We start from the raw sequence: 24,774 nt of genomic DNA on the forward strand, positions 1-24,774 counted from the left end.
GCTCTCGTTGATGCACAGAGAGGTGCACGCATGTCGACCATCTCCACCCGGCGCCCCGCCGGCCGGACCGGCGTCGGCCGTCCCACCGTGGGCCGCGGCCCCGGCGGCGGCCCGGCTCGGCCCCGCAACTCGCTCACCCACCCGCCCCGGACCGGCGCCGTGCTCGTCGCGCCGGCGATCCTGTTCGTCGCGGTCTTCGTGCTCGTCCCGCTCGTGTTCGCGCTGTACATCTCGTTCACGAACTGGCCGCTGATCGGGTCGTACCGGTTCATCGGGTTGCAGAACTACCTGACGCTGTTCCAGGACCCGACGTTCGTGCACGCGATCCTGTACACGCTGCTCTACACGGCGATCGTGACCCTGCCGATCCTGGCGCTCGGGTACTTCCTCGCCGTGCTCGTCCGGGCCCGCCGCCGTGGCAGCACCGTGCTGCGGACGGTGTTCTTCCTGCCCTACGTGGTCGGGCTGACGACGCTGTCGTTCATGCTCGTGCTCGAGGCGCAGCCGAACTCCGGCGCCGTGAACCTGGTGCTCCGCTGGCTCGGGATCACCGACGGCAGCACCGCGTGGCTCGTGAACGGCCCGCTGGCGACGGTGCTCATCTGCGTGCTCGTGGTCTGGGCGGTGTCCGGGCTGACGATGGTGCTGCTCATGTCGGCGATGCAGGGCGTCCCTGACGAGGTCTACGAGTCCGCGCAGCTCGAAGGCGCGTCGTGGTGGCAGACCGAGCGGCTCATCACCATCCCGATGATCCGCTCGACCATCGCACTGAGCGTCATCATCTCGGTCATCGGGTCGCTGCTGGCCTTCAACCAGTTCTACATCCTGACCCAGGGCGGGCCGGGCACCGAGACCACGACCATCGTCAACGCGATCTACAACCGCGGGTTCGTGAACCTGCAGCTCGGGGCCGCGACCGCCCAGTCGATCGCCCTGGTCGTGGTGATCGCCGCCGTCACGGTGGTCCAGTTCTGGGCACTGCGAGAGAAGGACTGACGCCATGAGCACCACGACCTCCCGTACCGGACTCGGGGCGCCAGACCTGTCCACCCGCACGCTGACCACCACCGGCGACGGGCGTCGTCGCCGCCACCAGCAGGGCAGCGTCCAGCACCCGCGCGACACCGCGGTCAAGCGCACCCTCTACGCGATCGCCGGCGTCGGGTCCGCGCTGGTGTTCGGCGTCCCGCTGCTCTGGTCGATCCTGCGGGCGTTCCAGTCCGAGGCCGTCATCACCCAGGCACCCGACCCGGCGACGTTCTTCCAGCTCGGCTGGCAGAACTTCGCAGCCGTGTTCTCGTCGTCGTCGCACCTGCTGACCGGTGTCGTGAACTCGCTCGTCGTGTCGATCGCCACGGCGGTGCTCACCGCGGTGATCGCGACGATGGCCGGGTACGGGTTCGCGCGCTTCCGGTTCCGCGGGTCCGGTGTCGTGTTCGGGCTGGTACTGCTGACGATGATGGTGCCGTTCCAGGCCATCCTGACGCCGCTGTACCTCGAGCTCAACGCCCTGAAGCTCACGAACTCGCTGCTCGGGCTCGTGTTGTTCTACACGACGGTGAACCTGCCGTTCGGGGTGTTCGTGATGCGGAACGCCTTCCAGTCGATCCCGACCGAGCTCGAGGACTCGGCCTTCGTCGACGGGGCCTCGCGCTTCCGGGTGGTCGTCTCCGTGCTCCGTCCGCTGCTCCTACCCGGGGCGGCGACCGCGGCGCTGTACGCGTTCCTGGCGTCGTGGACGGAGTTCCTCGGAGCCCTGACGTTCCTGACGAAGGACTCGCTGTACACGCTGCCGGTGGCGCTGCTCAACCTGCAGACCGGGGCGTACGGGCAGGTGTCCTACGGCAACCTCGTCGCCGGGTCGGTCGTGGCGATGATCCCGTGCATCGCGCTCTACGTCGGACTGCAGCGGTTCTACGTCGCCGGGCTGTCGTCGGGCGCGTTGAAGGGCTGACGACCGGGCCGGCGAGACCGGTCGGACGAGCAGCAGGGGCGGGCACCGGTCGGTGTCCGCCCCTGCTGCGCGCGCTCACGTGCTGCGCCGGACCACCAGCTCGGGCTGCAGCAGGGCGTCGTCGTGCTTACCGCCCTCGAGCAGCGCCCGCGCCGAGGCGAGCACCCGCTCCCCCATCGCCTGGAAGTCCTGGCGGACGGTCGTCAGCGGCGGGGTGAAGTGCGCCGCCTCCGGGACGTCGTCGAAGCCGATCACCGCGACGTCGTCCGGCACCCGCAGTCCTTCTTCGGCGAAGGCGTGCAGGACGCCGAGCGCCATCTGGTCGTTCCCGGCGAACACCGCGTCGACCGCGGCGACGTCCATCGCCCGGCCGGCCGCGAAGCCACTCGCCGGGGTCCAGTCGCCCTCGAACACGACCGGGGTCAGGCCACGGGCACGCATGGTCCGGTCGTAGGTCGCACGACGCACCTCGGCCTCCTGCGAGACGGTCGGTCCGGCGATGTGCACGATCCGGCGGTGCCCCAGGGCGAACAGGTGCTCCAGCGCCAGGGTCGCACCCGCGGCCTGGTCGATGGCGACCGCGGAGATCGTCGCTCCGCCGCTGCCCGGCACGACCAGGTCGGTCGGCAGGGCGTCGCGCTGGACGGCGTTCGCGACGACGACGGGCACCGTCACCGGCAGCGTCAGCGACGCGAGGGCGTCGAGCACCCGGTTGTCGGCGGCGACGAGGACGACCGCGGCGACGTCCTGCGCCAGCAGGGTCGACAGCGCTTCGGAGAGGTCAGCGGGCTTCGGGTCGTCCGGCAGGGTCGAGAGGAGCACGTGGTACCCGGCTGTCCGGGCGGCGCGTTCGAAGCCGATCGCGGTGCTCGACGGTCCGTAGAGCGCATCGCCCGCGCTGACCAGTCCGAGGGCTCGGCTACGGCCGCCGGCGAGGGCCCGGGCCGCTGCCCGGGGTCGGTAGCCGAGGGCGGTGACGGCGTCGGTGACCTTGGTCCGGAACTGCTCCCGGACGGTCGGGTCCCCGTTGATCACGCGGGAGACGGTCTGGTGGGAGACGCCGGCACGTTCGGCGACGTCGAAGATCGTCGGGGCCTTGCGTCCCCTGCCGTTCGGCGTCGCGGTCGTCGTCATCCGGTCACCGTACCGCGACACCAGTTCGGGGACACGACATCCCGATCCGGTCTCGACGAGTTGACACCGCTCGGCGGAGACCACATGATGTGAGCGCTCACTTGGAGCATCACATCCCCAGCGGGACACAGCAGCCCCGCACCTGAACGCGTCGATGTCGACGCGAGAGGAACAGAGGTACTTCGATGAAGAAGCGCAGGATCGTCGCGGGCGTCGCAGCCCTCGGCCTCGCTCTCTCCCTGGCCGCTTGCTCCGCCGGCGGTGGTCGTTCCGCGACCGGCGACGGTGGCAGCAGCACCGACAACAAGGGCGCCCTCGTCGGCGTCGCGATGCCCACGAAGGTGTCGGAGCGCTGGATCAAGGACGGCAACGCCGTCAAGAGCGACCTCGAGAAGAAGGGCTACAAGGTCGACCTCGAGTACGCAGACAACAAGATCCCGCAGCAGGTCCAGCAGGTCAGCAACATGATCACGAAGGGCGCGAAGGTCCTCATCGTCGCGTCCATCGACGGTGGTTCGCTGTCCGACCAGCTCGACGCCGCCGCCAAGGCCGGCATCAAGGTGATCTCCTACGACCGCCTGCTCACCGGCTCGAAGAACGTCGACTACTACGTCTCGTTCGACAACGAGAAGGTCGGCGTCGACCAGGCCACCTCGCTCCTCACCGGGCTGGGTGTGCTCGACGCGGACGGCAAGAAGACCGGCAAGAAGGGTCCGTTCAACATCGAGGTGTTCGCCGGCTCGCCCGACGACAACAACGCCACGTTCTTCTTCAACGGCGCGATGAAGACCCTCAAGCCGTACATCGAGGACGGCACCATCAAGATCGGCTCCGGCCAGGACGGCTTCACGCAGGCCGCCACGCAGCAGTGGGACCCGGCGACCGCCAAGGCCCGCATGCAGAACCTGGTCGCGAAGTCCTACTCGGGCGGCACCGTGCTGAACGGCGTGCTCTCCCCGTACGACGGCATGTCGATCGGCATCATCTCGGCACTGCAGGGCGCCGGCTACGGCACCAGCAGCCGTCCGCTCCCGACCATCACGGGTCAGGACGCCGAAGCCGCGTCGGTCAAGTCGATCATCAACGACCAGCAGTACTCGACCATCTACAAGGACACGCGCAAGCTGGCGACCGAGTCCGTGACGATGGCTGACGACCTGCTGACGGGCAAGAAGCCCGAGGTCAACGACACCAAGAGCTACGACAACAAGGTCAAGGTCGTCCCGACCTACCTGTTCCAGCCGACGGTCGTCACGAAGGACAACTACAAGAAGGTCCTCGTCGACTCCGGCTACTACAAGGAATCCGACCTCCAGTAGGTCGCACCCCTCTGACGGACCGGAGGCGCGGCGCGGTCCCGCACCGCGCCTCCGGTCTGTCCTCCCCCTATCACTTCGAGCGCGCACCAGCGCGCGGAACGGAAGGCGGTCGACGTGGCGGACACCATCCTCGAGATGCGCGACATCACCAAGACGTTCCCCGGTGTGAAGGCGCTGCAGGGCGTCTCCATCGAGGTCGAACGCGGCCAGGTCCACGCGATCTGCGGCGAGAACGGCGCCGGCAAGTCGACGCTGATGAAGGTGCTGTCGGGCGTCTACCCGGCCGGCACGTTCGACGGCGAGATCCTCTTCGAGGGCCAGCAGGTCCGGTTCTCGAACATCAACGACTCCGAGGAAGCCGGCGTCGTCATCATCCACCAGGAGCTCGCCCTGAGCCCGTTCCTGTCGATCGCCGAGAACATCTTCCTCGGCAACGAGCGGTCCAAGGCCGGCTTCATCGACTGGAACAAGACGAACCTCGCGGCGGCGGAACTGCTCAAGCGGGTCGGTCTCAAGGACAACCCGATCACCAAGATCGTGGACATCGGTGTCGGCAAGCAGCAGCTCGTCGAGATCGCGAAGGCGCTGTCGAAGAAGGTGAAGCTCCTCATCCTCGACGAGCCGACCGCCGCCCTCAACGACGACGACTCCGCGCACCTGCTCGAGCTCATCAAGTCGCTGCAGGCCGAGGGCATGACGGCGATCATCATCAGCCACAAGCTGAACGAGATCAAGGCGATCGCGGACAAGGTCACGATCATCCGCGACGGGCAGACGATCGAGACGCTCGACATGCACGCCGACGAGATCTCCGAGGACCGCATCATCCGCGGCATGGTGGGTCGCGACCTGTCCAGCCGCTACCCGGAGCACGAGTCGAACGTCGGCGAAGAGCTCCTCCGCATCGAGGACTGGAACGTCCACCACCCGCTCGACGCCTCGCGCCAGATCATCCACGACGCGAACCTCACGGTCCGTGCCGGGGAGATCGTCGGCATCGCCGGCCTGATGGGCGCCGGACGCACCGAACTCGCGATGAGCGTCTTCGGCCACTCGTACGGCACCGGCATCAGCGGCACCGTCTACAAGCGCGGTGTCCCGATCAAGACGAACACGGTGTCGGCGGCGATCGACAACGGCATCGCCTACGCCACCGAGGACCGCAAGCGCTACGGCCTCAACCTGATCGACGACATCAAGCGCAACGTGTCGGGCTCAGCCCTCGGCAAGCTCGCCAACTGGGGCTTCGTCAACAGCTCCGAGGAGACCACGGTCGCCCGCGGCTTCCTCAAGAACATGAACATCAAGGCCCCGACGGTGAACGCCGTCACGGGCAAGCTCTCCGGCGGCAACCAGCAGAAGGTCGTCCTGTCGAAGTGGATGTACGCCGACCCGGACGTGCTCATCCTCGACGAGCCGACCCGCGGCATCGACGTCGGCGCGAAGTACGAGATCTACACGATCATCAACGCACTCGCCGACCAGGGGAAGGGGATCATCGTGATCTCCTCCGAACTCCCCGAACTGCTCGGCATCTGCGACCGCATCTACACGCTCTCCGAGGGTCGCATCACGGCGGACGTCCCCCGCTCCGAAGCGACGCCCGAGACCCTCATGCAGTACATGACCCAGGAACGGGAGACCCCAGTCAATGAACGCGCTTAAGTCCGCCGCCAGCTACCTCACCGGGCAGCTCCGACAGATCGGCCTGTTCATCGCGCTGATCGTCATCGTGATCTTCTTCCAGGCGACGACCGGCGGGATCACCCTCGCGCCGATCAACGTCTCGAACCTGGTGGTGCAGAACAGCTACATCCTGATCCTCGCCATCGGCATGGTGATGGTCATCATCGCCGGCCACATCGACCTGTCCGTCGGTTCCGTCGTCGCCTTCACCGGTGCGATGGCCGGCGTCATGATCACCCAGTGGCACATCCCGTGGCCGATCGCGGTCGTCCTCTGCCTGGTGCTCGGCGCCCTCGTCGGTGCCTGGCAGGGCTTCTGGATCGCCTACTTCGGGATCCCGGCGTTCATCGTCACCCTGGCGGGCATGCTCGCCTTCCGCGGTGCCGCGCAGATCGCCCTGCAGAACCAGCAGATCTCGCCGTTCCCGGAGGGCTTCCGCTCCCTGGGCTCCGGCTTCCTGCCGGCCTTCGGCACCTCGGGCTACGAGCCGCTCACGATGATCCTCGGTCTCGCCGCCTCGGTGATCCTGGTCATCACGGCGTTCCGTGGTCGTGCGACCCGTCGCAAGTACCAGCTCGAGGACGAGCCGTTCGCCTGGTTCATCACGAAGCTCGTCTTCACCATCGCGCTCGTCATGTTCGTCGCGGTGCTGCTCGCCAGCTACAACGGCACCCCGATCGTGCTCGTCATCCTCGGTGTCCTGGTCATCGTGTACTCGATGGTCATGCGCAGCTCGGTGTTCGGCCGTCACATCTACGCGATCGGCGGCAACCCGCTCGCCGCGCAGCTGTCCGGCGTCAAGACGAAGCGCGTCACGTTCCTGCTCTTCGTGAACATGGGCGTCATCGCGGCCCTGGCCGGTGTGGTCTTCACCGGTCAGCTCAACCTCGCCTCGCCGAGCGCGGGCAACGGGTTCGAGCTCGACGCCATCGCGGCCGTCTTCATCGGTGGCGCTGCCGTCACCGGTGGCATCGGTACCGTGCCGGGCGCGATCGTCGGTGGTCTCATCATCGGCATCCTGAACAACGGCATGTCGATCCTCGGTGTCGGCACCGAGTACCAGCAGCTCATCAAGGGCCTGGTGCTCCTCGCCGCCGTCGCGTTCGACGTCTTCAACAAGCGTCGCGCGGCCAGCAGCCGCAAGTAGCAGTACCGCAGCCGAGACTCGGGCTGAGCGACAGGACGCGCATCATCTGATGCGCGGAACGTCGCTCAGCCCGAGTCTCGTTGGCGTCTGCGCCTGCGTTCGCGTCTCCGGTCAGCGGGTCAGGACGGCCCACCCCGCGGCCGGGAGGCGCAGGGTCCCGTCGCGCAGGTCACCCGCGCCCGCCTCCACCCGCGTCGCGTCGGCGGCGGGCAGCACCACCGGATCAGGCGAGAGGTTCAGGGCGGTGACCACGGCCTCCCGGTCGGTGGCGGTGCGGAGGACGAGGGCCGTGTTGTCCAGGTGCACCACGTCGGTGTGGGCGCGGTGCAGCCACGGGTGCCGGCGGCGGAGCGCGACGAGCGCCTGGTGGGCGTGCAGGACCGCAGCGGACGTGCCGGTGACCTCCGGCGGGCCGGGCGGGAAGGTCGGACGGACGGCGTCGTCGCCGCCCTCCCGGTCCTCCTTCACGCCGGTCCAGGCGAACTCGTCGCCGGCGTAGACCGACGGCGTCCCGGCGACCGTGAACAGCACCGCGATGGCGTGGCCGACGAACCCCTCCCCCACGGCGGAGGCGATCCGCGTGACGTCGTGGTTGCCGACGAAGGTGCTCGGGGCGAAGGTGGCGAGCAGTTCGTCGTGCCGCTCGATCGCGTGCGCGAGCTCGTAGCAGTTGCGGTCCGCGATGCCGTGCCAGATGCCCTGCCACATTTCGTACTGGGTGGTGGAGTCCATCGTCGACTCGCGGACGATCTGCGCAGTGTCGCCGTGGATGACCTCGCCCGAGAACCAGGCGTCCGGGAACCGCTCGCGGACACGGGGCAGCACCGTCGCCCAGAACGCCGGCGGGACCGCGTAGGCCGCGTCCAACCGCCACCCGTCGACACCGCGCTCGAGCCAGTGCGTCATGACCTGGACGACCAGGTCCTCCGTCGCGGGCGAGGCGTGGTCGAGCGCCACCAGGATGTCGTGCCCCTCGAACGACCCGACGGGGACCGGCTGCCCGGGCTGCCACCCGGACCAGTCGACGGCGAACAGCGGAGCGGTCTCGGCATCGGGCCCGTGCTCGGCGAGGGCCCGGAAGGCAGGGTGCTCGCGGCCGACGTGGTTGAAGACGCCGTCGAGCAGGACCCGGATGCCCCGGTCGTGCGCGGCGGTGACGAGTCTGTCGAAGTCGTCGTCGTCGCCCAGCCGCGGGTCGATCCGGAAGTGGTCGACCGTGTCGTAGCCGTGCGTCGAGCTCGCGAACACCGGACCGAGCAGCAGGCCGTTGAGGCCGAGGTCGACGACGTGGTCGAGCCAGCTCTCCAGGTGCCCGAGGCGATGCTCGACCGGGCGGTCGTCGCCGCTGTCGGCGCTGCTGCTCGGGCGGATCTCCGCTCCGACGAAGCCGAGCGGGTAGACGTGCCACCACATCACGTGCTCGACCCAGGCGGGCTCGGGAGTGCGGTCGACGTCGTGGTCCATCCCTGCATGCTGCCAGCCGGGCCTGGCCGGAACCGCGGATCGGGGTACCACCAGCCTGGAAGCGCGTCGGTGGCCAGGACGATCATGGGCGCATGGGACGAGCTATCCGCACCGAGGACGACGCACGCCGACTCGACGACGCACATGCCGAGCGCACCTGCGCCTCGTGCGGCCGCCGGATGCCGGACTCGGCGAGCCCCGACGCGAAGTGGTGCTCCGACGCCTGCCGTCGGCACAAGCTCGACGACACCGACCGGACCCTCGAGCGCACCATCGACGAGCTGCTCGACGCCCGTGCCGCGATCTCGAGCATCTGCCCGTCGGACGCCGCCCGTGCGATCGGCGGCGACGACTGGCGGGACCTGATGGAACCCGCCCGCCGCGCCGCCCGACGCATGGTCGCCCGCGGCGAGGTCGAGATCACCCAGGGCGGGAACGTCATCGACCCGTCCACCGCCAAGGGGCCGATCCGCATCCGCCGTCCGCGCTGAACGACCATCCTGCGCCCGGCGTCAGCGCCGCCGGGGTACACGACCCTCGGCCCCGGCCGTGAGCGGCGGGATCGGACGGATTACCGTCAGCAGCACGCGCCGGGGACCCTCGGCGGATCCCCGCAGGAAGGAACACCATGTCGCTCGCAGACAAGGCCAAGGACGCCACCCAGAAGATCGTCGGCAAGGCCGAAGAGGCCGTCGGCAAGCACACCGACGACGCCGAGCTCACCGCCCAGGGCCACAAGGACCAGGGCATGGGCGAAGCTCGCATGGAGACCGAGAAGGCCAAGGACGCCGTCGACGGCAAGTGACCGCCGGCACCACCACGTGACGCCCGTACCGCTCGCGGTGCGGGCGTTCGTCGTTCCCGGGCCCGTACCGCGGATCGGTACATGTGTACACGGATCGTGTACACCGTCAGAAGGCGTACCGGATCCGGCAGGACGGCAGGTTCTCGGCGACGAGCTGCCGGAAGCGTTCGATGTGCCGCGCCTTCATCGCCGCGCGGTACCGGATGTTGACCGCACCGTTCTGGGACAGCTTCTGCTCCTGCAACTCCGGACGCCAGAGCAGGTCCTCGGCCTTCGGGTGCCAGCCCAGGTTCACCTCGTGCAGCTGCTCGTTGTGGGTGAGGAAGATCACCTCGGCCGCCAGCTGGGCCTTCGCTGCGGGCGACAGGACGTCGTCGACCTCCCGCAGCATCGCGGCCCAGTCGGCTTCCCACGTCGGGGTGAGGATCACGGGCGAGAAGTTCAGGTGGACCTCGTACCCGGCATCGACGAAGTCGTTGACGGCGGCGATCCGTTCGGCGATCGGCGAGGTGCGGATGTCCGTCACCTTCGCGGTCTCGTGGGGCATGAGCGAGAACCGGATCCGGGTGCGTCCCATCGGGTCCCAGTCGAGCAGGTCCCGGTTGACGTACTTCGTCGCGAACGATGCCTTCGCGGTCGGGGTCATCCGGAACAGGTCGCAGAGGTCGCGGACGTTGTCGCTGAGCATCGCGTCGACCGAGCAGTCGCTGTTCTCGCCGATGTCGTACACCCACGCGTCGGGATCGCACTGGTTCGGTTCGGTCTTCGGACCCTGCTTGTGGATGTTCCGGGCCAGGTGCTTCGTGATCTGCTCGATGTTCGCGAAGACGGTGATCGGGTTGCTGTAGCCCTTGCGTCGGGGGACGTAGCAGTACGCGCACGCCATCGCGCAGCCGTTCGCGGTCGAGGGCGCGATGAAGTCCGCCGACCGACCGTTCGGCCGGGTGACGATCGACTTCTTCACGCCGAGCACGAGCGCCTCGGTCTTGATCCGGACCCACCGCGCGACGTTGCGCTCGTCGCCGTGCACCTCGGCGATCTGCCAGTGCGATGCGACCGGGACGATCTCGGCGTCCGGCCAGCGCCCGATGATCTCCTGGCCCCGCGGGAGTTCGAGCGCGGCGTCCTCGGCGTAGATGCGTGTGACGTCGAGCAGCGGGCGCACGCGGGAGTCGGTCATCGAAGTCCGTTGTACCCGCCACCACCGACAGCTCTGACCTCGCTCGGGCAGACTCGGGGCATGACCGCTGGCGTGGAGGACGACCACTTCTTCGTCGTGGGCGGTCGGCGGTGGCGGCGGACCGACCCGGCGCTCCCCGAGGACGTCGCTGCTCGGCTCCGTTCCCACCTCGGCCGCGGGCGGAACGGGGTGAAGCTGGCGAAGCGGGCCGGGGACGAGGACGCCGTCGCGCGAGCGCGTCACCGGAACGGCCTCGCCAAGCACGGGCTCGGCGAGCGGGGGCCGGAGTGGTGGACCCGACCCGAGCCCGAGCGGCTGACCCAGGCCGAGCAGGCCCTCGCGGACCTCGACCGGCTCGACGAGTCGCCGTGACCGACGACGAGGTCATCCGTGCTCCCGCGTGGGAGCGGAGCGCGAACACCGCCGCACTCGGTCCCCTGCAGATCGTGGTCGGCGCTGTCCTCATCGCGGTCGCGTTCGTCCCGGAGGCGTCGGCTCGCGTGTTCATCGTGGCCCTCGGCGTGTTCATGGTGGGCTTCGGCGCGTGGACGACCGCTCGTGCTCGGCGGGTCGCGGTGCGCCTGGGCGACGAGGAGCTCCGCTACGACGGGTACGTCCGGAGCTGGTCGGTGCCGCGTGCGCAGATCACGACCGTGCTCGACGACGGGTACGTCGAATGGGTGGACGAGACCGGGCACCAGCGCCGCCGACAGATCGGGCTCCTGACGAAGGCCTACGAGGACGACGGCACGAAGTTCGCCCCGTACTGGATCTGGCGTCGGGAGGGCCTCCTCCGCGTCCGGGAATGGGCCGGCGCCCGGGCGTTCTGACGCAGTACCCGTCAGCCGAGGTCGCACGTTCTGCCGCCCGGGGACCGCCGACCCGGCCGGTTGTGCGACCCCGGCGACCGGGCGACGGCGCGTCGTGCAACGTCGGCGACCGGGCGACGGCGCGTCGTGCAACCTCGGCGCCCCGGGCGGCAGCCGACAGCGCACCGCGCCCGCCGCTCACCCGTCCGATGGACGCGGCTCCGGCGATTCCCCACCTTCCGGATGAGGTGCGAGCGATCCTCGCCGCCGTAGGCTCGTCGCGGCGAGGACGCCGAGGACCGAGGGGGACCATGAACGACATCACGCACACGGGCGCACTGGTGGGGCTGCGCACCGGCACGACGACGGCCGAAGGACCGGCCGGCGCCCGGGTCGGCGTGCTGCTCGAACTCTGCTCCGAGGACGCCGCGGGCGTCCGCCGACCGTGGGAGCTCCTGGTGACGCCGGCCCAGGCCGCCGCACTCGTCGAAGCCGAGCGGACCGAGCCCGGGGTGCTCGTCCGCTTCGCCGGTGAGCGTCTCGGCGACCGCGGCGGTGTCCCGGTGGTGCGGGTCCGCCGGATCGCGGTGCTCGTGCCGGAACCGACCTGCTGACGACGAGCGAACGACCACCACGCGACGAACGGCCCCGGGCATCCCGGGGCCGTTCGTCGTGCGGGCGGTTCAGAGCACTCAGCCCTCGGTGTGCCCGAGCGACGGTTCGACGCACAGGCACACGGTGCGTGCCGCCGAGGCGTGCACCTCGAACACGACGACCTCGTTCCGACCCGCCCGGAGCACCGGCCCCGGCACGGCCAGCGTGCGCTGTGGCCCACGCGACCAGTACCGGCCCAGGCAGAAGCCGTTGACCCAGGCGACGCCCTTCCGGAACCCGTCGAGCGCCAGGTAACGGTCGAGGTCCGCGCCGCGCTCCGGCAGCTCGAACGAGCCCATCGCGAACACCGGACCGGCGAGGGTCTCCCCCGTCGACACAGTCGACACAGCCGACACACTCGCCACCGGTGCGGTCCGCAGCGCGTCGAGCGCCGCCGCCGGCACCGGGTCGAGCGCCAGGGGCGACACGGTCCAGCGCGACAGCAGGTCGTCGCCGATCCGGACGGCGCCGATCAACCCCTTCGGCTCACCGATCCGGGGACCGTAGTCGACGCGGCCCTGGTCCTCGACGAGCAGCTCCAGGAGGCCCGTCACCGGTGGCAGCGCGATCGCACGGTCGTGGTGCTCCCGCTCCAGGACGCCGACGGTCCGACCGTCGACCCGGACGAGCACGCGGTCGCGGACCTCCTCGGCGACGGTCAGCACGCCACCGGTGGGCAGGTCGACCTCCGTCCGGTACAGGACGAACCCGGAGGCCGCGCCCAACTGGTCGAAGGTCGGTGGCGTCTCGTGGGTGGTCCAGCTGGTCATCGTCGGCAGCAGGTCGACGAGCGGCAGGACGTGGTCGAGGCGGACGGCGACGTCCGCGGCGGGGGTGGGACGTGCCTCCAGGCCGTCAGCCGACGAGGACGCGAGCCCGGCACCGGACGCGAGCCGACCGGACCCGCCGGGCTGCATCGACGCCGGCAGCTCCGGGACGGGCGCGTACCGGGCGATGACGTCGCGGAAGGCGTGGAACTTCTCGGTGGGGCGGCCGGCCTCGTCGAGCGGGGCGTCGTAGTCGTACGACGTCGCGATCGGCCGGTAGACGCCCTTGTCGTTCGCGCCGTTCGTGAAGCCGAAGTTCGTGCCGCCGTGGAACATGTAGACGTTGACCGAGCCGCCGGCGGCGAGCAGGTCGTCCAGGTCCGAGGCCGACGCAGCGGCGGAGGTGGTGTGGTGGTGCTCGCCCCAGCTGTCGAACCAGCCGTCCCAGAACTCCGAGCACATCAGCGGCCCGGTCGGCTGCGCCTGCCGCAGCCGTGCCAGGCGCTCGGTGGAGCGGGACCCGAACGAGCCGGTCTTGTGCAGCGACGGCAGCGAGCCGTCCTCGAGCATCGAGTCCATCGGCTGGTCGACGCTCGTGAAGGGGACGGTGAGCCCGATGTCGCGGTGCATGCGCTCGAGCTTCTCGAGGTACACCGGGTCGGAGCCGTAGGCGCCGTACTCGTTCTCGACCTGCACGATCACGATCGGGCCGCCGGCGTCGATCTGCCGGGGCACCAGGATCGGGGCGAGGGCGTCGAGGTAGCGGCCGACGGCGGCGAGGAACTGCGGTTCGTCGCGGCGGATGCCGACCGTGCCGTCGGTGAACAGCCAGAACGGCAGCCCGCCGTTGGTCCACTCGGCGCAGATGTAGGGGCCGGGGCGGACGATGGCGTGCATCCCCTCGGCGGCGACCAGGTCCAGGAACCGGCCGAGGTCCAGCCCGCCGGTGAAGTCGAAGGTGCCGGGGGTGGCCTCGTGTGCGTTCCAGGCGACGTAGGTCTCGACGGTGTTCAGGCCCATGAGCTTGGCCTTGCGGATCCGGTCGGCCCACAGGTCGGGGTGGACGCGGAAGTAGTGGATCGCACCGGAGAGCACCCGGTGCGGCTGCCCGTCGAGCAGGAAGTCGGTGTCGCCGATGGCGAAGCGCATGTCGTTGCTTTCTGTGGGAGCACGTCGGTGCCGACGCGTCTCGTGGGAACGCGGCCGTGCGGAGAACCCGCACGGCCGCGTCGATGTGGTGGGACTACTTGGTCGAGACCGTGAAGCCCTGCTGCTTGCCGTACTTCGCCAGGGCGTCCTGCCAGGCCGACAGACCCGACTCGAGCGACGTGCCCTTCTCGTACGACTGCCCGACGGTGTCGGCGTAGACGCTGTTCGCGTACACCTGGTACGGCAGGTAGGTGAAGTCGTTGTCCGACGCCTTGGACGCGTCGACGAGCACCTTGTTGATCTGCTGGCCACCGAAGTAGTCCGGCTTCTCGTCGAGGAACGCGGACGACTCGAGGTCGGCGGTGGTGGACGGGAACCCGCCGGACTCCATGAAGACCTTGGTGGAGGCCTTCGACGAGTTCAGCCACTTGAGGAAGCCGGCGGCGAGGGCCGGGTTCTTCGACTGCTTCATGACGACCTCGGCGCTGCCGCCGTTGTTCGCGGTGGCCGCGGTCTGGCCGTCGTAGGTCGGCATCGGGGCGACGCGCCAGTCACCCTTGGCGTCGGCGACGCTGGCCTCGAGGTTGCCGGGCATCCAGGCACCGGTGATCAGCGTGGCGATCTGGCCGTTGCCGAGCTGCTTGTACCAGTCGTCGGTCCAGCCGACGGTCTTCGCCAGCAGACCCTGCTCGACGAGCTCGTTCCAGGTCTTGGTCCACTTCTTCGTGCCGGCGTCCTGCAGGTTGATGGTCACCTTGTCACCGTCGGTGGTGAACGGGGTGCCGCCGGCCTGGGCGATCATGCTCGTCGTGAAGCCCGCGTCGCCGGAGTCGGCGGCCAGGTACTTCTCGGGGTCGGCTTCGTGCAGCTTCTTGGCGGCTGCGACGTACTCGTCCCACGTCTTCGGCACGGCGATGTCGTACTGGCTGAAGACCTTCTCGTTGTAGAACATGGCCATGGGGCCGGAGTCCTGCGGCAGGCCGTAGACCTTGCCGTCCATCGAGACCGACTTCCAGGTGCTCGCGGCGAACTTGCTCTTCAGGTCGCCGAAGCCGTAGTCGGACAGGTTGAGCAGCGACTCGGACAGGGCGAACTGCGGCAGCGCGTAGTACTCGACCTGGGCGACGTCGGGAGCGCCCGAGCCGGCCTTCACGGTGTTCTGCAGCTTGGTGTACTGGTCGGCGCCGGTGCCGGCGTTGACGAGCTTGACCTTCACCTTGGGGTAGGCCTTCTCGAACGCGGCGACCTGGTCCTTCGCGGAGGGGGTCCACGACCAGTAGGTCAGCGTGCCGCCCTGGTCGAGGGCCTTGTCGATGTCGGAGGCCGAGCCGCCGGAGCCGGAGCCGCCGGACGCGCAGGCGGCGAGGGCCATCGCGGCGGTGACGCCGATGGCGAGGGCGCTGAGCCCGCGCCGGAGACGCTTCTGCATGGTGGTGCCTTTCACTTCATCGTGAAGAAGGTGCTTCTTCGTGGAGGGACTGCTGGTTGCTGGTGGTGGGACTGGTCGGTGCGGTCCGTTGCGGGGCCGCTCCGTGCCTCCCGGCCGGGGTCCGGTGCTGCTGACCGGGGCCGGAGGGCGGGATCAGGCCTTGACGGAGCCGGCCGCGAGGCCGGACTGCCAGAAGCGCTGGAGGAAGAGGAACGCGACCACGATCGGGATGATCGTGAGGAGCGAGCCGGTGACGACGAGGTTGTAGATCGGCTGCGCTCCGGAGCCGGTGGCCTGCGCGTTCCACTGGTTCAGGCCGACGGTCAGCGGGTACCACTTCGGGTCGCTCAGCATGATGAGCGGCAGGAAGTAGTTGTTCCAGGTGGCGACGACCGCGAACAGCAGGACCGTGACGACACCGGGTGCCAGGAGCTTCAGCGCGATGGTGAAGAAGATCCGGAACTCGCCTGCGCCGTCCATGCGGGCGGCCTCGATGAGTTCGGTGGGGATCGCCTCGACCGCGTAGGTCCAGATGAGGTACATGCCGAACGGGCTGATCAGGGACGGCAGGATGATCGACCACGGGGTGTTCGTCAGGCCGACCTGCGAGAAGAGCAGGAACGTCGGGACCGCAAGAGCCGTGCCCGGAACGGCGATCGCACCGAGGACGATGGCGAACACGGCGCGACGGCCGGGGAACTGGAACTTCGCCATGCCGTAGCCGGCGACGGTCGCGAGCAGCGTCGCGCCACCCGCGCCGACGACGACGTAGAGCAGCGTGTTGCCGAGCCACTGGACGAAGATGCCGTCGTTGTAGGTCAGCGTGTCGACGATGTTCTGCCAGAGGTTGAACTTCCCGCCGAACCAGAGGCCGAACGTCGACAGCAGCGACGACTGCGTCTTCGTGCTGTTGACCAGCAGGTAGAAGAGCGGTGCGAACGAGTAGACGACGAAGACGACCATGACCGCGGTCAGGAGACCGGAGCGCTTCACCTTGCGTCCGTCGACGGGCTTGGCCGCCTTCCGGGAGGCGCGGGTGCGGCGGTCGCGCGGGTCACCCTGCGTCGTGGTCGCCTCGGTGACGGTGAGGGGGGCGGGACCCTGCAGGGTGCTCATCGGTTCTCCTGTCGGGTGCCGCGGACCTGCACGACGTAGGCGATGACGGCGGTGATGACGCCCATCACGATCGCGACGGTGGCGGAGTAGTTGAACTGCTGGCCGCTGAAGGACAGCGAGTAGGCGTACATGTTCGGCGTGAAGGCACTGCCGATGACGTTCGGGGCGAGGGTCTTCAGCAGGTTCGGCTCGTTGAAGAGCTGGAAGCTGCCGATGATCGAGAAGATCGTGGCGATGACCATCGGGCCGCGGAGGGCCGGGAGCTTGATCGAGAAGACGGTGCGCATCGGGCCGGCGCCGTCGAGCTCAGCCGCCTCGTACAGGTCACCCGGCACGGTGCGGAGGGCGGCGTAGAAGATCAGCATGTTGTAGCCGAGGAACTCCCACGTGACCACGTTGCCGATGCTCGTCAGGACCCAGCTCGGGCTGAACGGCTGGAGCAGGTCGATGCCCATGGCGTCGTTCGCGGCTCCGGTCAGGCCGAACTGGTTGCCGTAGATGAAGCCCCAGATCAGGGCGGCGACGACACCGGGGACCGCGTAGGGCAGGAACACCGCGATGCGGAAGAACCCGGTGCCCCAGAGGCGGGCGCTGTCGAGGGCCAGGGCGGCGACGAGGGCCAGGCCGAGCATGATCGGCACCTGGACGACCAGGAAGATCGCGACGCGGCCGAACCCGGACCAGAACTTGGCGTCCTGGAAGAGCTGCACGTAGTTGGCGAACCAGACGAACTGGTTGCCGCCGATGAGCTGGTCGCGGAACAGGCTGAGCCAGAGCGCGTACCCGATCGGCACGATGAGCATCAGCACGAGGACGGCGACGAACGGGCCGACGAACAGCCAGCCGGTCAAGCGACCCCGCGGCTTCCCACGGCGACGCGGTGCGGGCGTGGTGCCCGTGCGTCGCGGCGCGGCCTCGGGGCTCCGCGCGGTGAGCGTGCTCATGTGACTCCTTCGTCGTGTTCCGGGCTGACGTCGACGGGACTCTCAGCGCTGGTGGTCGTGCTGCGACCGGCGCTGATGTTGACGTCAACATCGAACGGTGGCGACCATAGCATGGCAACGTCAACATGCGCTAGCGTCAGCAGGAGTGGCCGCGCACCGACGCCGGTCCACCGGCCGCGGACCGGTGCCCTGCCCCGGCTGCGCACCCGTCCCGGCCCCACATCGTTCGCATGGAAGGGGGCGCGTGACCATCTCGACGACCACCGACGCCACCGCAGTCCCCCGCCGCGCGCCGTCGCTCGCTGCCGTGGCCGACGCCGCCGGGGTCTCGATGCAGACCGTCTCCCGCGTGGCCCGCGGGTTCGACAACGTCAGCCCCGAGACCCGCACCCGTGTCCAGCAGGCGATGGCAGACCTCGGCTACCGGCCGAACCGCGCCGCCCGGGCACTGCGCTCCGGACGCTTCCGCACCATCGGCGTGATCATGTTCACGCTCGCCTCGTACGGCAACATGCGCACGCTCGAGGCGATCGCCGACGCAGCGGGGGTCGCCGACTTCACCATCACGCTGCTGCCGATGGCCTCCCGCACCGAGGAGGGCGTCCGGTCCGCCTTCTCCCGCCTGCACGAACAGGCTGTCGACGGGGTCGTCATCATCATCGAGTCACACGTCATCGACACCGCCGAGGTCGAACTGCCCGACGGCGTCCCCATGGTCGTCGTCGACTCCACCGGCACCACCGAGCACCCGGCGATCGACACCGACCAGGCCGACGGCGCCCGCCTGGCGACCCAGCACCTGCTCGACCTCGGTCACGACACCGTCTGGCACGTGGCCGGACCGGCGTCCTCGTACTCGGCGGCCCGGCGGCAGGCGGCCTGGAGCGCGACCCTCACCGCCGCCGGACGCACGGTCCCGCCGGTGCTCGGTGGCGATTGGAGCACCGAGTCCGGCTACCAGGCCGGCCTCGAGATCGCCCGCCGCCCGGAGATCACCGCGGTGTTCGCCGCCAACGACCAGACCGCGCTCGGTGTCCTCCGCGCCTGCCACGAACTCGGTCGCGCCGTGCCGTCCTCGCTCAGTGTCGTGGGCTTCGACGACTCCCCTGAGTCCGACTCGTTCTGGCCGCCGCTCACCACCGTGCACCAGTCCTTCGACGAGGTCGGGCGCCGCGCGGTCGCCACCCTGCTGACGCAGATCGAGGGCGGTGCCGCCACGGCGGCGACGGACCTCGTGCCGGTGCGGCTCGTCGTGCGCGCGAGCACGGCGGCGCCGCCGGCGCGGTAGCGGCGGGCGGCGGGCCGGCCGGCCGGCCCCGCAAGGTTCGCGCTGAGCGACAGGCCGCGCGGCGGCGGTCGCGAGCGGTGTCGCCCAGCGCGAAACGCGCCGAGGCTCGGCGGACGGGAGGCGCGGTGCCAGCCCGCCACGCGCCTCCCGGCCACGCGAGACTCGCGCTGAGCGACAGGCCGCGGGGCGGCCACCGCGAGCACTGTCGCCCAGCGCGAAACGCGCCGAGGCTCGGCCCCGGGGACAGAACGCGCCGCGCGCAGGCCGCACCGTGTCCGCCCTGCCGAGGCTCGGCAGACGGGAGGCACGGTGCCAGCCCGCCACGCGCCTCCCGGCCGCACGAGATTCGCACCGAGCGACAGGCCGCGGGGCGGCCGTCGCGAGCCGTGTCGCCCAGCGCGAACCGCGCCGAGGCGCGGCCCCGCGGACAGAACGCGCCGCACGAACGCCACAACATGTCCGCCCAGCCGAGGCTCGGCAGACGGGAGGCACGGTGCGGGCCCGCGACGCGCCTCCCGGCCACGCGAGGCTCGGCCCCGCCGACAGAACGCGCCGCGCGCAGGCCGCAACGTGCCCGCCCAGCCGAGGCTCAGCAGACGGGAGGCACGGTGCCAGCCCGCCACGCGCCTCCCGGCCGCACGAGACTCGCGCTGAGCGACAAGCCGCGGGGCAGCCAGCACGAGCCGTGTCGCCCAGCGCGAACCGCGCCGAGGCTCGGCCCGCGGCCGGCCAGCCCGCCACCACGAGAAGGACGCCGGGCCCCCGAAGGGACCCGGCGTCCTCTGCTCACTCGACGCTCGCCGCACGCAGCGTGCGCCGAGGCGACTACCCGATCGAGAGCGCCGTCCAGGAGACGGGCGGCAGCTCGATCGTGATCGTGTCACCCTCGCGGCGGACGGACTCGTTGGTCCGCAGGCCGACGCGGGAGGTGTTCGACAGGTCGTTCACGGCGTGCAGGTCATCGTCCCAGATGCCCTCCGCGTGCACGTCCCCGTCGACGTCGAGCCCGGACAGGTCGATCGTGACCGTCGTGCTCTCGGACTGGTGGCGGTTGACGAGGAACACCGCGGCGCGGCCGTCCTCGACCGTGGCGGCCGAGTCGACGACCGGCACGGTGCCGTGCTTGCCGCCGTCGATCGTGTCACCCGAGGCGACGACGTTCAGCGATGTGCCGTGTGCCAGGCGCGACGTGACCGAGAACGGGAAGAACGTGGTCTGGCGCCAGGCCTCGCCACCGGGCTCGGTCATGATCGGGCCGATCACGTTGACGAGCTGCGCGATCGACGCCGACGCGACGCGGTCCGCGTGGCGCAGGAGCGAGATGAGCAGACCGCCCAGGACGACGGCGTCGGCGACGGTGTAGACGTCCTCCAGGAGGCGCGGGGCGACCGGCCACTCGTCGAGCGTGAACGTCTTCTGCTGGGCTTCCCACTTCGTGATCGACCAGACGTTCCACTCGTCGAACGAGATGTCGATCCGCTTGTCGGAACCCTTGTGCGCCTGCACGTGGTCCGCGGCGGTCGTCACCGTCTTGATGAAGTGGTCCATGTTGGCGCCGGAGGCCAGGAACGAGGTGAGGTCCTGGTCCTCCTCGTAGTAGGCGTGCGCCGAGATGTAGTCGACGTCCTCGTAGGCGTGCTCGAGGACGGTGCGCTCCCACTCACCGAACGTCGGCATCGACGCGCCCGAGGATCCGCACGCGACGAGTTCGAGGTCGGGCTGGATCTGCCGCATGGCCTTCGCGGTCATGGCGGCGAGCTTGCCGTAGTCCTCGGCGTTCTTGTGGCCGAGCTGCCACGGGCCGTCCATCTCGTTGCCGAGGCACCACATGGTGATGCCGAAGGGCTCTTCGCGGCCGTTCGCCTTGCGCTCCTCGGAGCGGGCGGTGCCACCCGGGATGTTGGCGTACTCGAGCAGCTCGATGGCCTCGGCGGCCCCGCGCGTGCCGAGGTTCACGGCGAGCATGAGCTCCGAGCCGACGGAGTCGAGCCACTGCTGGAACTCGTGCAGGCCGACCTCGTTGGTCTCGGTCGAGTGCCACGCCAGGTCGAGCCGGCGGGGACGCTGCTCGACCGGGCCGACGCCGTCCTCCCACTTGTAGCCGGAGACGAAGTTGCCGCCGGGGTAGCGGATGGTCGTGACGCCGAGCTCCTTGACGAGTTCGATGACGTCCTTGCGGAAGCCGTGCTCGTCGGCCGACTCGTGGGCGGGTTCGTGGATGCCGTCGTAGACGTGGCGGCCGAGGTGCTCGACGAAACCGCCGAACAGTCGGCGCCGCACCGGGCCCACCGTGAACGCGGAGTCGAGGACGAGGTGTGTGCGGGGCATGGATCTCCTTCGATCAGGCTGTGCGTCGAGCACGAGTGTTCCGCAGGGTCACGGAAGTGAGCGCTCACCTGCAGGAAACGCTATCGGGTGTCGACACGGGACGGAAGGGCTGGTGCGCACGTCGGCGCGGCGCTAATGTGAGCGCTCACGGGGCACCGACGCCCCGCGATCGGGACGTCGTTCCTCCCCGGATGACCGTCCCGCTTCGGCCCGTCCCGATGGAGTGATGCCATGCCGAACCGATCCGTCCCACCCCTCCGCGGGTCCACCTTCACCCGGAGGAGCCTGCTCGCCGCCGGAGCCGCGGCCGCCACGGTCCTGCCACTCGCCGCCTGCTCCAGCCCGCTCTCCGCCGGGCTCGCCGGCAGTGCCCTCAACCCCGAGACGCTCGTCTTCTGGAACCTCTTCGGCGGCGGCGACGGTGTCCGCATGCAGACGATGGAGGACGGCTACGCCAAGCAGCACGGCGGCTCGTCGTCCCTGCAGGCGACGACCTTCGCCTGGGGCAACCCGTACTACTCCAAGCTGACACTGGCGACCGTCGGGAACAAGCCGCCGGACGTCGCGATCGCCCACCTGACCCGGGCGAAGCCGCTCTGGGACGGCGACCTGCTCGACCCGATCACGGCGGACGACCTGGCGAGCGTCGGACTGAAGGCCAGCGACTTCAACCAGAAGGCCTGGGCCGCGCAGAAGACCGACGGCGCCAACATCGCGATCCCGCTCGACACCCACCCGTTCGTGCTGTTCTACAACGTGGACGTGTGCAAGAAGGCGGGGCTGCTCGACAGCAACGACGAGCTCAAGAACCTGGACGGCATGGACGCGTTCGAGAGCGCCCTGGCCGCCGTGTCCAAGGTCACCGGCGGGACCGCACTCAACGTCGCGAACGTCGTGCCCGAGACCGCGACCCCGTGGCGCTTCTTCTGGACGATGTACAACCAGATCAACGGCGCGACGCCGTTCATCAGCGACGGCGGCGCGAAGCTCACCGTCAACGAGGACGCCTACAACGAGGTCACCAACCGCACCCAGAAGTGGGTGAAGCAGGGCTGGATGAACAAGGCCTTGGACTACGCCACCGCGCAGTCGCTGATGTTCGACGGCAAGGCCGGCTTCTTCATGCAGGGCGAGTGGGAGATCAGCACCGCCCAGTCGATCAAGGGGCTGAAGTTCGGCATGGCGCCGATCCCGACGCTGTACGACAAGCCCGCCACCCAGGCCGACTCGCACACCTTCATCCTGCCGAAGAAGGACCGCACGCCGGAGCAGAAGAAGGCGGCGATGCTCTTCATCAAGCAGATGCTCGAGCAGAGCCTGACCTGGGCCGAGGGCGGGCACGTCCCGGCCTACATGCCGACGTTCGACAGCACGAAGTACAAGGAGCTCAAGCCGCAGTCGAACTACGCCGCCGCCGCCGAGACCGCGGTCTTCGACGACGCCGCCTGGTACGGCGGATCGGGTTCGACCTTCGAGGGCACCGTCGGCGCGCAGCTCGCCCTCGTACAGCAGGGCAGCTCGAGTCCCGCGCAGGCACTCAGCGCGATCAAGAGCCAGCTGGCGACCTACCTCAACACCCCGAGCCCGTTGTGAACGGGCACACGACCGGGCACGCGACCACCGTGAACACCGCGCGAAAGGCACGATGACGTGACCACAGCACCTGTCCTCGACCGCCCCACGGACGCGGCCACCGCGCCCCGACGACTCCGCACCTACAAGAGCAGCCTCACCCGCGGCCAGGGCCGCAGCGGGTGGCTGTTCCTCGCCCCCTTCGGCCTGTTCTACGTGGCCTTCCTGCTCGGCCCGACGGTCTGGATGATCGTCACGAGCTTCTTCAACACCTCGACCGTCCGCACCGGCCTCGGCAGCTTCGCCGGGTTCGCGAACTACGCCGAGATGCTCGGGCGCTCCGACTTCTGGTCGTCGCTCTGGCACACCCTGCAGTTCACGCTGTACACGACCCCGCCGCTGGTGGTCCTGGCGTTCGTGTTCGCCGTGCTGACGAACCGCATGAACAAGGGCCAGTGGTTCTTCCGCCTGGCGTTCTTCCTGCCGTTCATCCTGCCGTCGGCGACGATCTCGCTGATCTGGGTCTTCATCTTCACGCCGGCCACCGGCCTGTTCGCCACGATCCAGTCGGCGATCGGCCTGACCCCCGGCTCCGGCATGCTGTCCAGCCCGAACACGGCGATGATCGGTGTCGCCATCGCCACCGTCTGGTGGACGCTCGGCTTCAACTTCGTGCTGTACCTGGCCGGCCTGCAGGAGATCCCCCGCGAGCTGTACGAAGCAGCCGCCGTCGACGGGGCCTCGAACTGGCAGCAGATCAAGTCGATCACCCTGCCGCTGCTCGGCCGCACCACGACGCTCGTCATCCTGCTGCAGATCATCGCCAGCCTGAAGATCTTCGACCAGGTGTACCTGATGACGAACGGCGGCCCGGGCATCTCCACCCAGGTCTCGCTGCAGCTCATCACCGGCGTCGGCTTCACCGACAACCGACTCGGCGCCGCCTCGGCCGCGTCCGTCCTGCTGTTCATCGTGATCGTCGCCATCGCGATCATCCGGCAGCTCGTCGAGCGCGCTGTCGCCAAGCGTGAGATCGGAGCCTGATCATGACCGCCACCGAGAGCATCACCACCGGCCGCACCAAGCTCCGCACCGGCGTCTCGTCGGCCGCTCCCACGAGTGCCGCGAAGATCGGCGTCAGCGGCCGCGGCTTCACGATCGCGTCGGCCGTCGTCCTGACGGTGTTCGCGATCATCTGGCTCATCCCGAGCCTGTTCGCGCTGAAGACCTCGCTGTCCGACAACGGCGTGGCCGCACTCGGCGCGAAGTCGATCCTGTCGAACTGGAACCCGACGCTGCACTCCTACGCGTCGCTGTTCCAGTCCGGCGACATCTGGAACTGGTACCTGGCCAGCGGTGTCACGAGCGTCGTCACCGCGGTGCTCACCGTGATCTTCGCGTCGATGGCGGCCTTCGCGCTGTCGCGGCTGGTGTTCCGTGGCCGGAACATCGCGTTCCTGCTCATCATCCTGGGCATCATGATCCCGACGCAGGTCCTGATCATCCCGATCTTCCAGGAGCTCAACGCGGTCAACCTGCTCAACACCTACTGGTCGGTGATCTTCCCGCAGGTGCCGGCCGTGATCGCGGTCTTCATCTTCAAGCAGTTCTTCGACGGCATCCCGAAGGAGCTGGAAGAGGCCGCGCGCATCGACGGCGCCGGCATCTGGAAGATCTACTGGTCGGTCATCCTGCCGCTGTCGCGTCCGGTGATCGCCGCGGTGACGATCCTGACGTTCGTCGGGGTCTGGAACAACCTGCTGCTGCCGCTGTTCGTGCTGTCGAACCCGGACCTCATGACGATCCCGGTCGGGCTCGCCACGGTCCAGGGCAGCTTCGGTCAGCGCTACGCGGACATCCAGGCGGGTGCGATCCTGGCGGCGCTGCCGCTGATCATCCTGTACCTGATCTTCCAGCGGCAGATCGTCGAGGGTGTCACCGGCTCCGGCCTGAAGGGCTGACGCCCGGTCCGGACGTCACGTCCGGACCACACGACGGACGGGAGGCTCCCCACCAGCTGGTGGGGAGC

The 24,774-nt window shown here is 69.3% G+C and carries 22 protein-coding genes; 14 read left to right on the plus strand and 8 right to left on the minus strand.

The window, feature by feature from the left end:
- Positions 1–30: 30 nt before the first annotated feature.
- A complete protein-coding gene (locus QCD68_RS09245; RefSeq protein ID WP_111074766.1) occupies positions 31–996 on the plus strand; it encodes a carbohydrate ABC transporter permease in 966 nt (321 codons plus the stop codon).
- 4 nt (positions 997–1,000) lie between these two features.
- A complete protein-coding gene (locus tag QCD68_RS09250; protein WP_301222799.1) occupies positions 1,001–1,954 on the plus strand; it encodes a carbohydrate ABC transporter permease in 954 nt (317 codons plus the stop codon).
- Positions 1,955–2,029: 75 nt separating this feature from the next.
- Here QCD68_RS09250 and QCD68_RS09255 read toward each other — a convergent pair whose 3' ends face one another.
- Positions 2,030–3,088 carry a LacI family DNA-binding transcriptional regulator gene (locus QCD68_RS09255; protein ID WP_301222800.1) on the minus strand — a complete coding sequence of 353 codons (1,059 nt, stop codon included), beginning with the start codon at positions 3,086–3,088 and terminating at the stop codon, positions 2,030–2,032.
- Between the two features lie 185 nt (positions 3,089–3,273).
- Between QCD68_RS09255 and chvE the strand changes: the two genes are divergently transcribed.
- The 3 genes from chvE to mmsB all read left to right on the plus strand — a co-directional run bounded on the left by chvE (position 3,274) and on the right by mmsB (position 7,240).
- Positions 3,274–4,407, plus strand: coding sequence for a multiple monosaccharide ABC transporter substrate-binding protein (gene chvE, locus QCD68_RS09260; RefSeq protein WP_301222801.1), 1,134 nt, complete (start codon positions 3,274–3,276; stop codon positions 4,405–4,407).
- Between the two features lie 114 nt (positions 4,408–4,521).
- Complete coding sequence (mmsA, locus tag QCD68_RS09265) at positions 4,522–6,072, plus strand: multiple monosaccharide ABC transporter ATP-binding protein (RefSeq protein WP_301222802.1); 1,551 nt, start codon at positions 4,522–4,524, stop codon at positions 6,070–6,072.
- Positions 6,059–7,240 carry a multiple monosaccharide ABC transporter permease gene (mmsB, locus tag QCD68_RS09270; protein WP_111074771.1) on the plus strand — a complete coding sequence of 394 codons (1,182 nt, stop codon included), beginning with the start codon at positions 6,059–6,061 and terminating at the stop codon, positions 7,238–7,240. Before mmsA ends, mmsB begins: the two co-directional genes overlap by 14 nt.
- A gap of 111 nt (positions 7,241–7,351) precedes the next feature.
- Here mmsB and QCD68_RS09275 read toward each other — a convergent pair whose 3' ends face one another.
- Positions 7,352–8,704 carry an alpha-amylase family glycosyl hydrolase gene (locus QCD68_RS09275; RefSeq protein ID WP_301222803.1) on the minus strand — a complete coding sequence of 451 codons (1,353 nt, stop codon included), beginning with the start codon at positions 8,702–8,704 and terminating at the stop codon, positions 7,352–7,354.
- Positions 8,705–8,796: 92 nt separating this feature from the next.
- Between QCD68_RS09275 and QCD68_RS09280 the strand changes: the two genes are divergently transcribed.
- Together QCD68_RS09280 and QCD68_RS09285 are read left to right on the plus strand one after the other, a co-directional pair.
- On the plus strand, positions 8,797–9,195 hold the full coding sequence (locus tag QCD68_RS09280; RefSeq protein ID WP_301222804.1) for a DUF3253 domain-containing protein: 399 nt from the start codon (positions 8,797–8,799) through the stop codon (positions 9,193–9,195).
- Between the two features lie 137 nt (positions 9,196–9,332).
- The gene (locus QCD68_RS09285) at positions 9,333–9,509 is read left to right on the plus strand and encodes a CsbD family protein (protein ID WP_221852292.1); all 177 of its coding nucleotides are present in this window, start codon (positions 9,333–9,335) and stop codon (positions 9,507–9,509) included.
- A gap of 106 nt (positions 9,510–9,615) precedes the next feature.
- Here the strand turns inward: QCD68_RS09285 and QCD68_RS09290 are convergent, their stop codons facing one another.
- On the minus strand, positions 9,616–10,689 hold the full coding sequence (locus QCD68_RS09290) for a spore photoproduct lyase family protein (protein WP_301222805.1): 1,074 nt from the start codon (positions 10,687–10,689) through the stop codon (positions 9,616–9,618).
- Between the two features lie 60 nt (positions 10,690–10,749).
- Here QCD68_RS09290 and QCD68_RS09295 point away from each other — a divergent pair, with 60 nt between their 5' ends.
- From QCD68_RS09295 to QCD68_RS09305, 3 genes are all read left to right on the plus strand, one after another.
- Positions 10,750–11,061, plus strand: coding sequence for a biopolymer transporter Tol (locus QCD68_RS09295; protein WP_301222806.1), 312 nt, complete (start codon positions 10,750–10,752; stop codon positions 11,059–11,061).
- Complete coding sequence (locus QCD68_RS09300) at positions 11,058–11,519, plus strand: hypothetical protein (RefSeq protein WP_301222807.1); 462 nt, start codon at positions 11,058–11,060, stop codon at positions 11,517–11,519. Before QCD68_RS09295 ends, QCD68_RS09300 begins: the two co-directional genes overlap by 4 nt.
- Before the next feature lie 290 nt (positions 11,520–11,809).
- Positions 11,810–12,112 carry a hypothetical protein gene (locus QCD68_RS09305; RefSeq protein ID WP_111074778.1) on the plus strand — a complete coding sequence of 101 codons (303 nt, stop codon included), beginning with the start codon at positions 11,810–11,812 and terminating at the stop codon, positions 12,110–12,112.
- A gap of 78 nt (positions 12,113–12,190) precedes the next feature.
- Here QCD68_RS09305 and QCD68_RS09310 read toward each other — a convergent pair whose 3' ends face one another.
- From QCD68_RS09310 to QCD68_RS09325, 4 genes are all read right to left on the minus strand, one after another.
- Positions 12,191–14,068 (minus strand): glycoside hydrolase family 35 protein, encoded by a 1,878-nt coding sequence (locus QCD68_RS09310; RefSeq protein ID WP_301222808.1) that lies wholly within the window; start codon positions 14,066–14,068, stop codon positions 12,191–12,193.
- A 94-nt stretch (positions 14,069–14,162) separates the two neighbouring features.
- Complete coding sequence (locus tag QCD68_RS09315) at positions 14,163–15,497, minus strand: ABC transporter substrate-binding protein (protein WP_301222809.1); 1,335 nt, start codon at positions 15,495–15,497, stop codon at positions 14,163–14,165.
- 153 nt (positions 15,498–15,650) lie between these two features.
- The gene (locus QCD68_RS09320; protein ID WP_111074781.1) at positions 15,651–16,613 is read right to left on the minus strand and encodes a carbohydrate ABC transporter permease; all 963 of its coding nucleotides are present in this window, start codon (positions 16,611–16,613) and stop codon (positions 15,651–15,653) included.
- Positions 16,610–17,557: a carbohydrate ABC transporter permease gene (locus QCD68_RS09325; RefSeq protein WP_301222810.1), complete on the minus strand. Its 948-nt coding sequence runs from the start codon at positions 17,555–17,557 to the stop codon at positions 16,610–16,612. The genes QCD68_RS09320 and QCD68_RS09325 overlap by 4 nt, the downstream gene beginning before the upstream one ends.
- 250 nt (positions 17,558–17,807) lie before the next feature.
- On the opposite strand from QCD68_RS09325, the gene QCD68_RS09330 reads away from it, so the two are divergent.
- Positions 17,808–18,845 carry a LacI family DNA-binding transcriptional regulator gene (locus QCD68_RS09330; protein ID WP_441005179.1) on the plus strand — a complete coding sequence of 346 codons (1,038 nt, stop codon included), beginning with the start codon at positions 17,808–17,810 and terminating at the stop codon, positions 18,843–18,845.
- 825 nt (positions 18,846–19,670) lie between these two features.
- Here QCD68_RS09330 and arfA read toward each other — a convergent pair.
- Positions 19,671–21,173, minus strand: a complete 1,503-nt coding sequence (arfA, locus tag QCD68_RS09335) for an arabinosylfuranosidase ArfA (protein ID WP_111074784.1) — start codon at positions 21,171–21,173, stop codon at positions 19,671–19,673.
- A gap of 231 nt (positions 21,174–21,404) precedes the next feature.
- Between arfA and QCD68_RS09340 the strand changes: the two genes are divergently transcribed.
- Genes QCD68_RS09340 through QCD68_RS09350 form a run of 3 tightly spaced genes read left to right on the plus strand, consistent with a single transcriptional unit; the run spans position 21,405 to position 24,706 of the window.
- Entirely contained in the window at positions 21,405–22,766 is a 1,362-nt protein-coding gene (locus QCD68_RS09340) for an extracellular solute-binding protein (protein ID WP_301222812.1), read from the plus strand.
- A 57-nt stretch (positions 22,767–22,823) separates the two neighbouring features.
- On the plus strand, positions 22,824–23,789 hold the full coding sequence (locus QCD68_RS09345; RefSeq protein WP_301222813.1) for a carbohydrate ABC transporter permease: 966 nt from the start codon (positions 22,824–22,826) through the stop codon (positions 23,787–23,789).
- Positions 23,790–23,791: 2 nt separating this feature from the next.
- Positions 23,792–24,706, plus strand: a complete 915-nt coding sequence (locus QCD68_RS09350) for a carbohydrate ABC transporter permease (RefSeq protein WP_111074787.1) — start codon at positions 23,792–23,794, stop codon at positions 24,704–24,706.
- Positions 24,707–24,774: the final 68 nt, after the last annotated feature.

The sequence above is a fragment of the Curtobacterium sp. PsM8 genome (genome assembly GCF_030433875.1).
Classification (GTDB): domain Bacteria; phylum Actinomycetota; class Actinomycetes; order Actinomycetales; family Microbacteriaceae; genus Curtobacterium.

Bases quoted from the DNA above. Each gene is read 5' to 3' on its own strand.
- QCD68_RS09245 (WP_111074766.1), top strand. From the start codon at position 31: ATGTCGACCATCTCCACCCGGCGCCCCGCCGGCCGGACCGGCGTCGGC.
- QCD68_RS09250 (WP_301222799.1), top strand. From the start codon at position 1,001: ATGAGCACCACGACCTCCCGTACCGGACTCGGGGCGCCAGACCTGTCC.
- QCD68_RS09255 (WP_301222800.1), bottom strand. From the start codon at position 3,088: ATGACGACGACCGCGACGCCGAACGGCAGGGGACGCAAGGCCCCGACG.
- chvE (WP_301222801.1), top strand. From the start codon at position 3,274: ATGAAGAAGCGCAGGATCGTCGCGGGCGTCGCAGCCCTCGGCCTCGCT.
- mmsB (WP_111074771.1), top strand. From the start codon at position 6,059: ATGAACGCGCTTAAGTCCGCCGCCAGCTACCTCACCGGGCAGCTCCGA.
- QCD68_RS09275 (WP_301222803.1), bottom strand. From the start codon at position 8,704: ATGGACCACGACGTCGACCGCACTCCCGAGCCCGCCTGGGTCGAGCAC.
- QCD68_RS09280 (WP_301222804.1), top strand. From the start codon at position 8,797: ATGGGACGAGCTATCCGCACCGAGGACGACGCACGCCGACTCGACGAC.
- QCD68_RS09285 (WP_221852292.1), top strand. From the start codon at position 9,333: ATGTCGCTCGCAGACAAGGCCAAGGACGCCACCCAGAAGATCGTCGGC.
- QCD68_RS09290 (WP_301222805.1), bottom strand. From the start codon at position 10,689: ATGACCGACTCCCGCGTGCGCCCGCTGCTCGACGTCACACGCATCTAC.
- QCD68_RS09295 (WP_301222806.1), top strand. From the start codon at position 10,750: ATGACCGCTGGCGTGGAGGACGACCACTTCTTCGTCGTGGGCGGTCGG.
- QCD68_RS09305 (WP_111074778.1), top strand. From the start codon at position 11,810: ATGAACGACATCACGCACACGGGCGCACTGGTGGGGCTGCGCACCGGC.
- QCD68_RS09310 (WP_301222808.1), bottom strand. From the start codon at position 14,068: ATGCGCTTCGCCATCGGCGACACCGACTTCCTGCTCGACGGGCAGCCG.
- QCD68_RS09315 (WP_301222809.1), bottom strand. From the start codon at position 15,497: ATGCAGAAGCGTCTCCGGCGCGGGCTCAGCGCCCTCGCCATCGGCGTC.
- QCD68_RS09320 (WP_111074781.1), bottom strand. From the start codon at position 16,613: ATGAGCACCCTGCAGGGTCCCGCCCCCCTCACCGTCACCGAGGCGACC.
- QCD68_RS09325 (WP_301222810.1), bottom strand. From the start codon at position 17,557: ATGAGCACGCTCACCGCGCGGAGCCCCGAGGCCGCGCCGCGACGCACG.
- arfA (WP_111074784.1), bottom strand. From the start codon at position 21,173: ATGCCCCGCACACACCTCGTCCTCGACTCCGCGTTCACGGTGGGCCCG.
- QCD68_RS09340 (WP_301222812.1), top strand. From the start codon at position 21,405: ATGCCGAACCGATCCGTCCCACCCCTCCGCGGGTCCACCTTCACCCGG.
- QCD68_RS09350 (WP_111074787.1), top strand. From the start codon at position 23,792: ATGACCGCCACCGAGAGCATCACCACCGGCCGCACCAAGCTCCGCACC.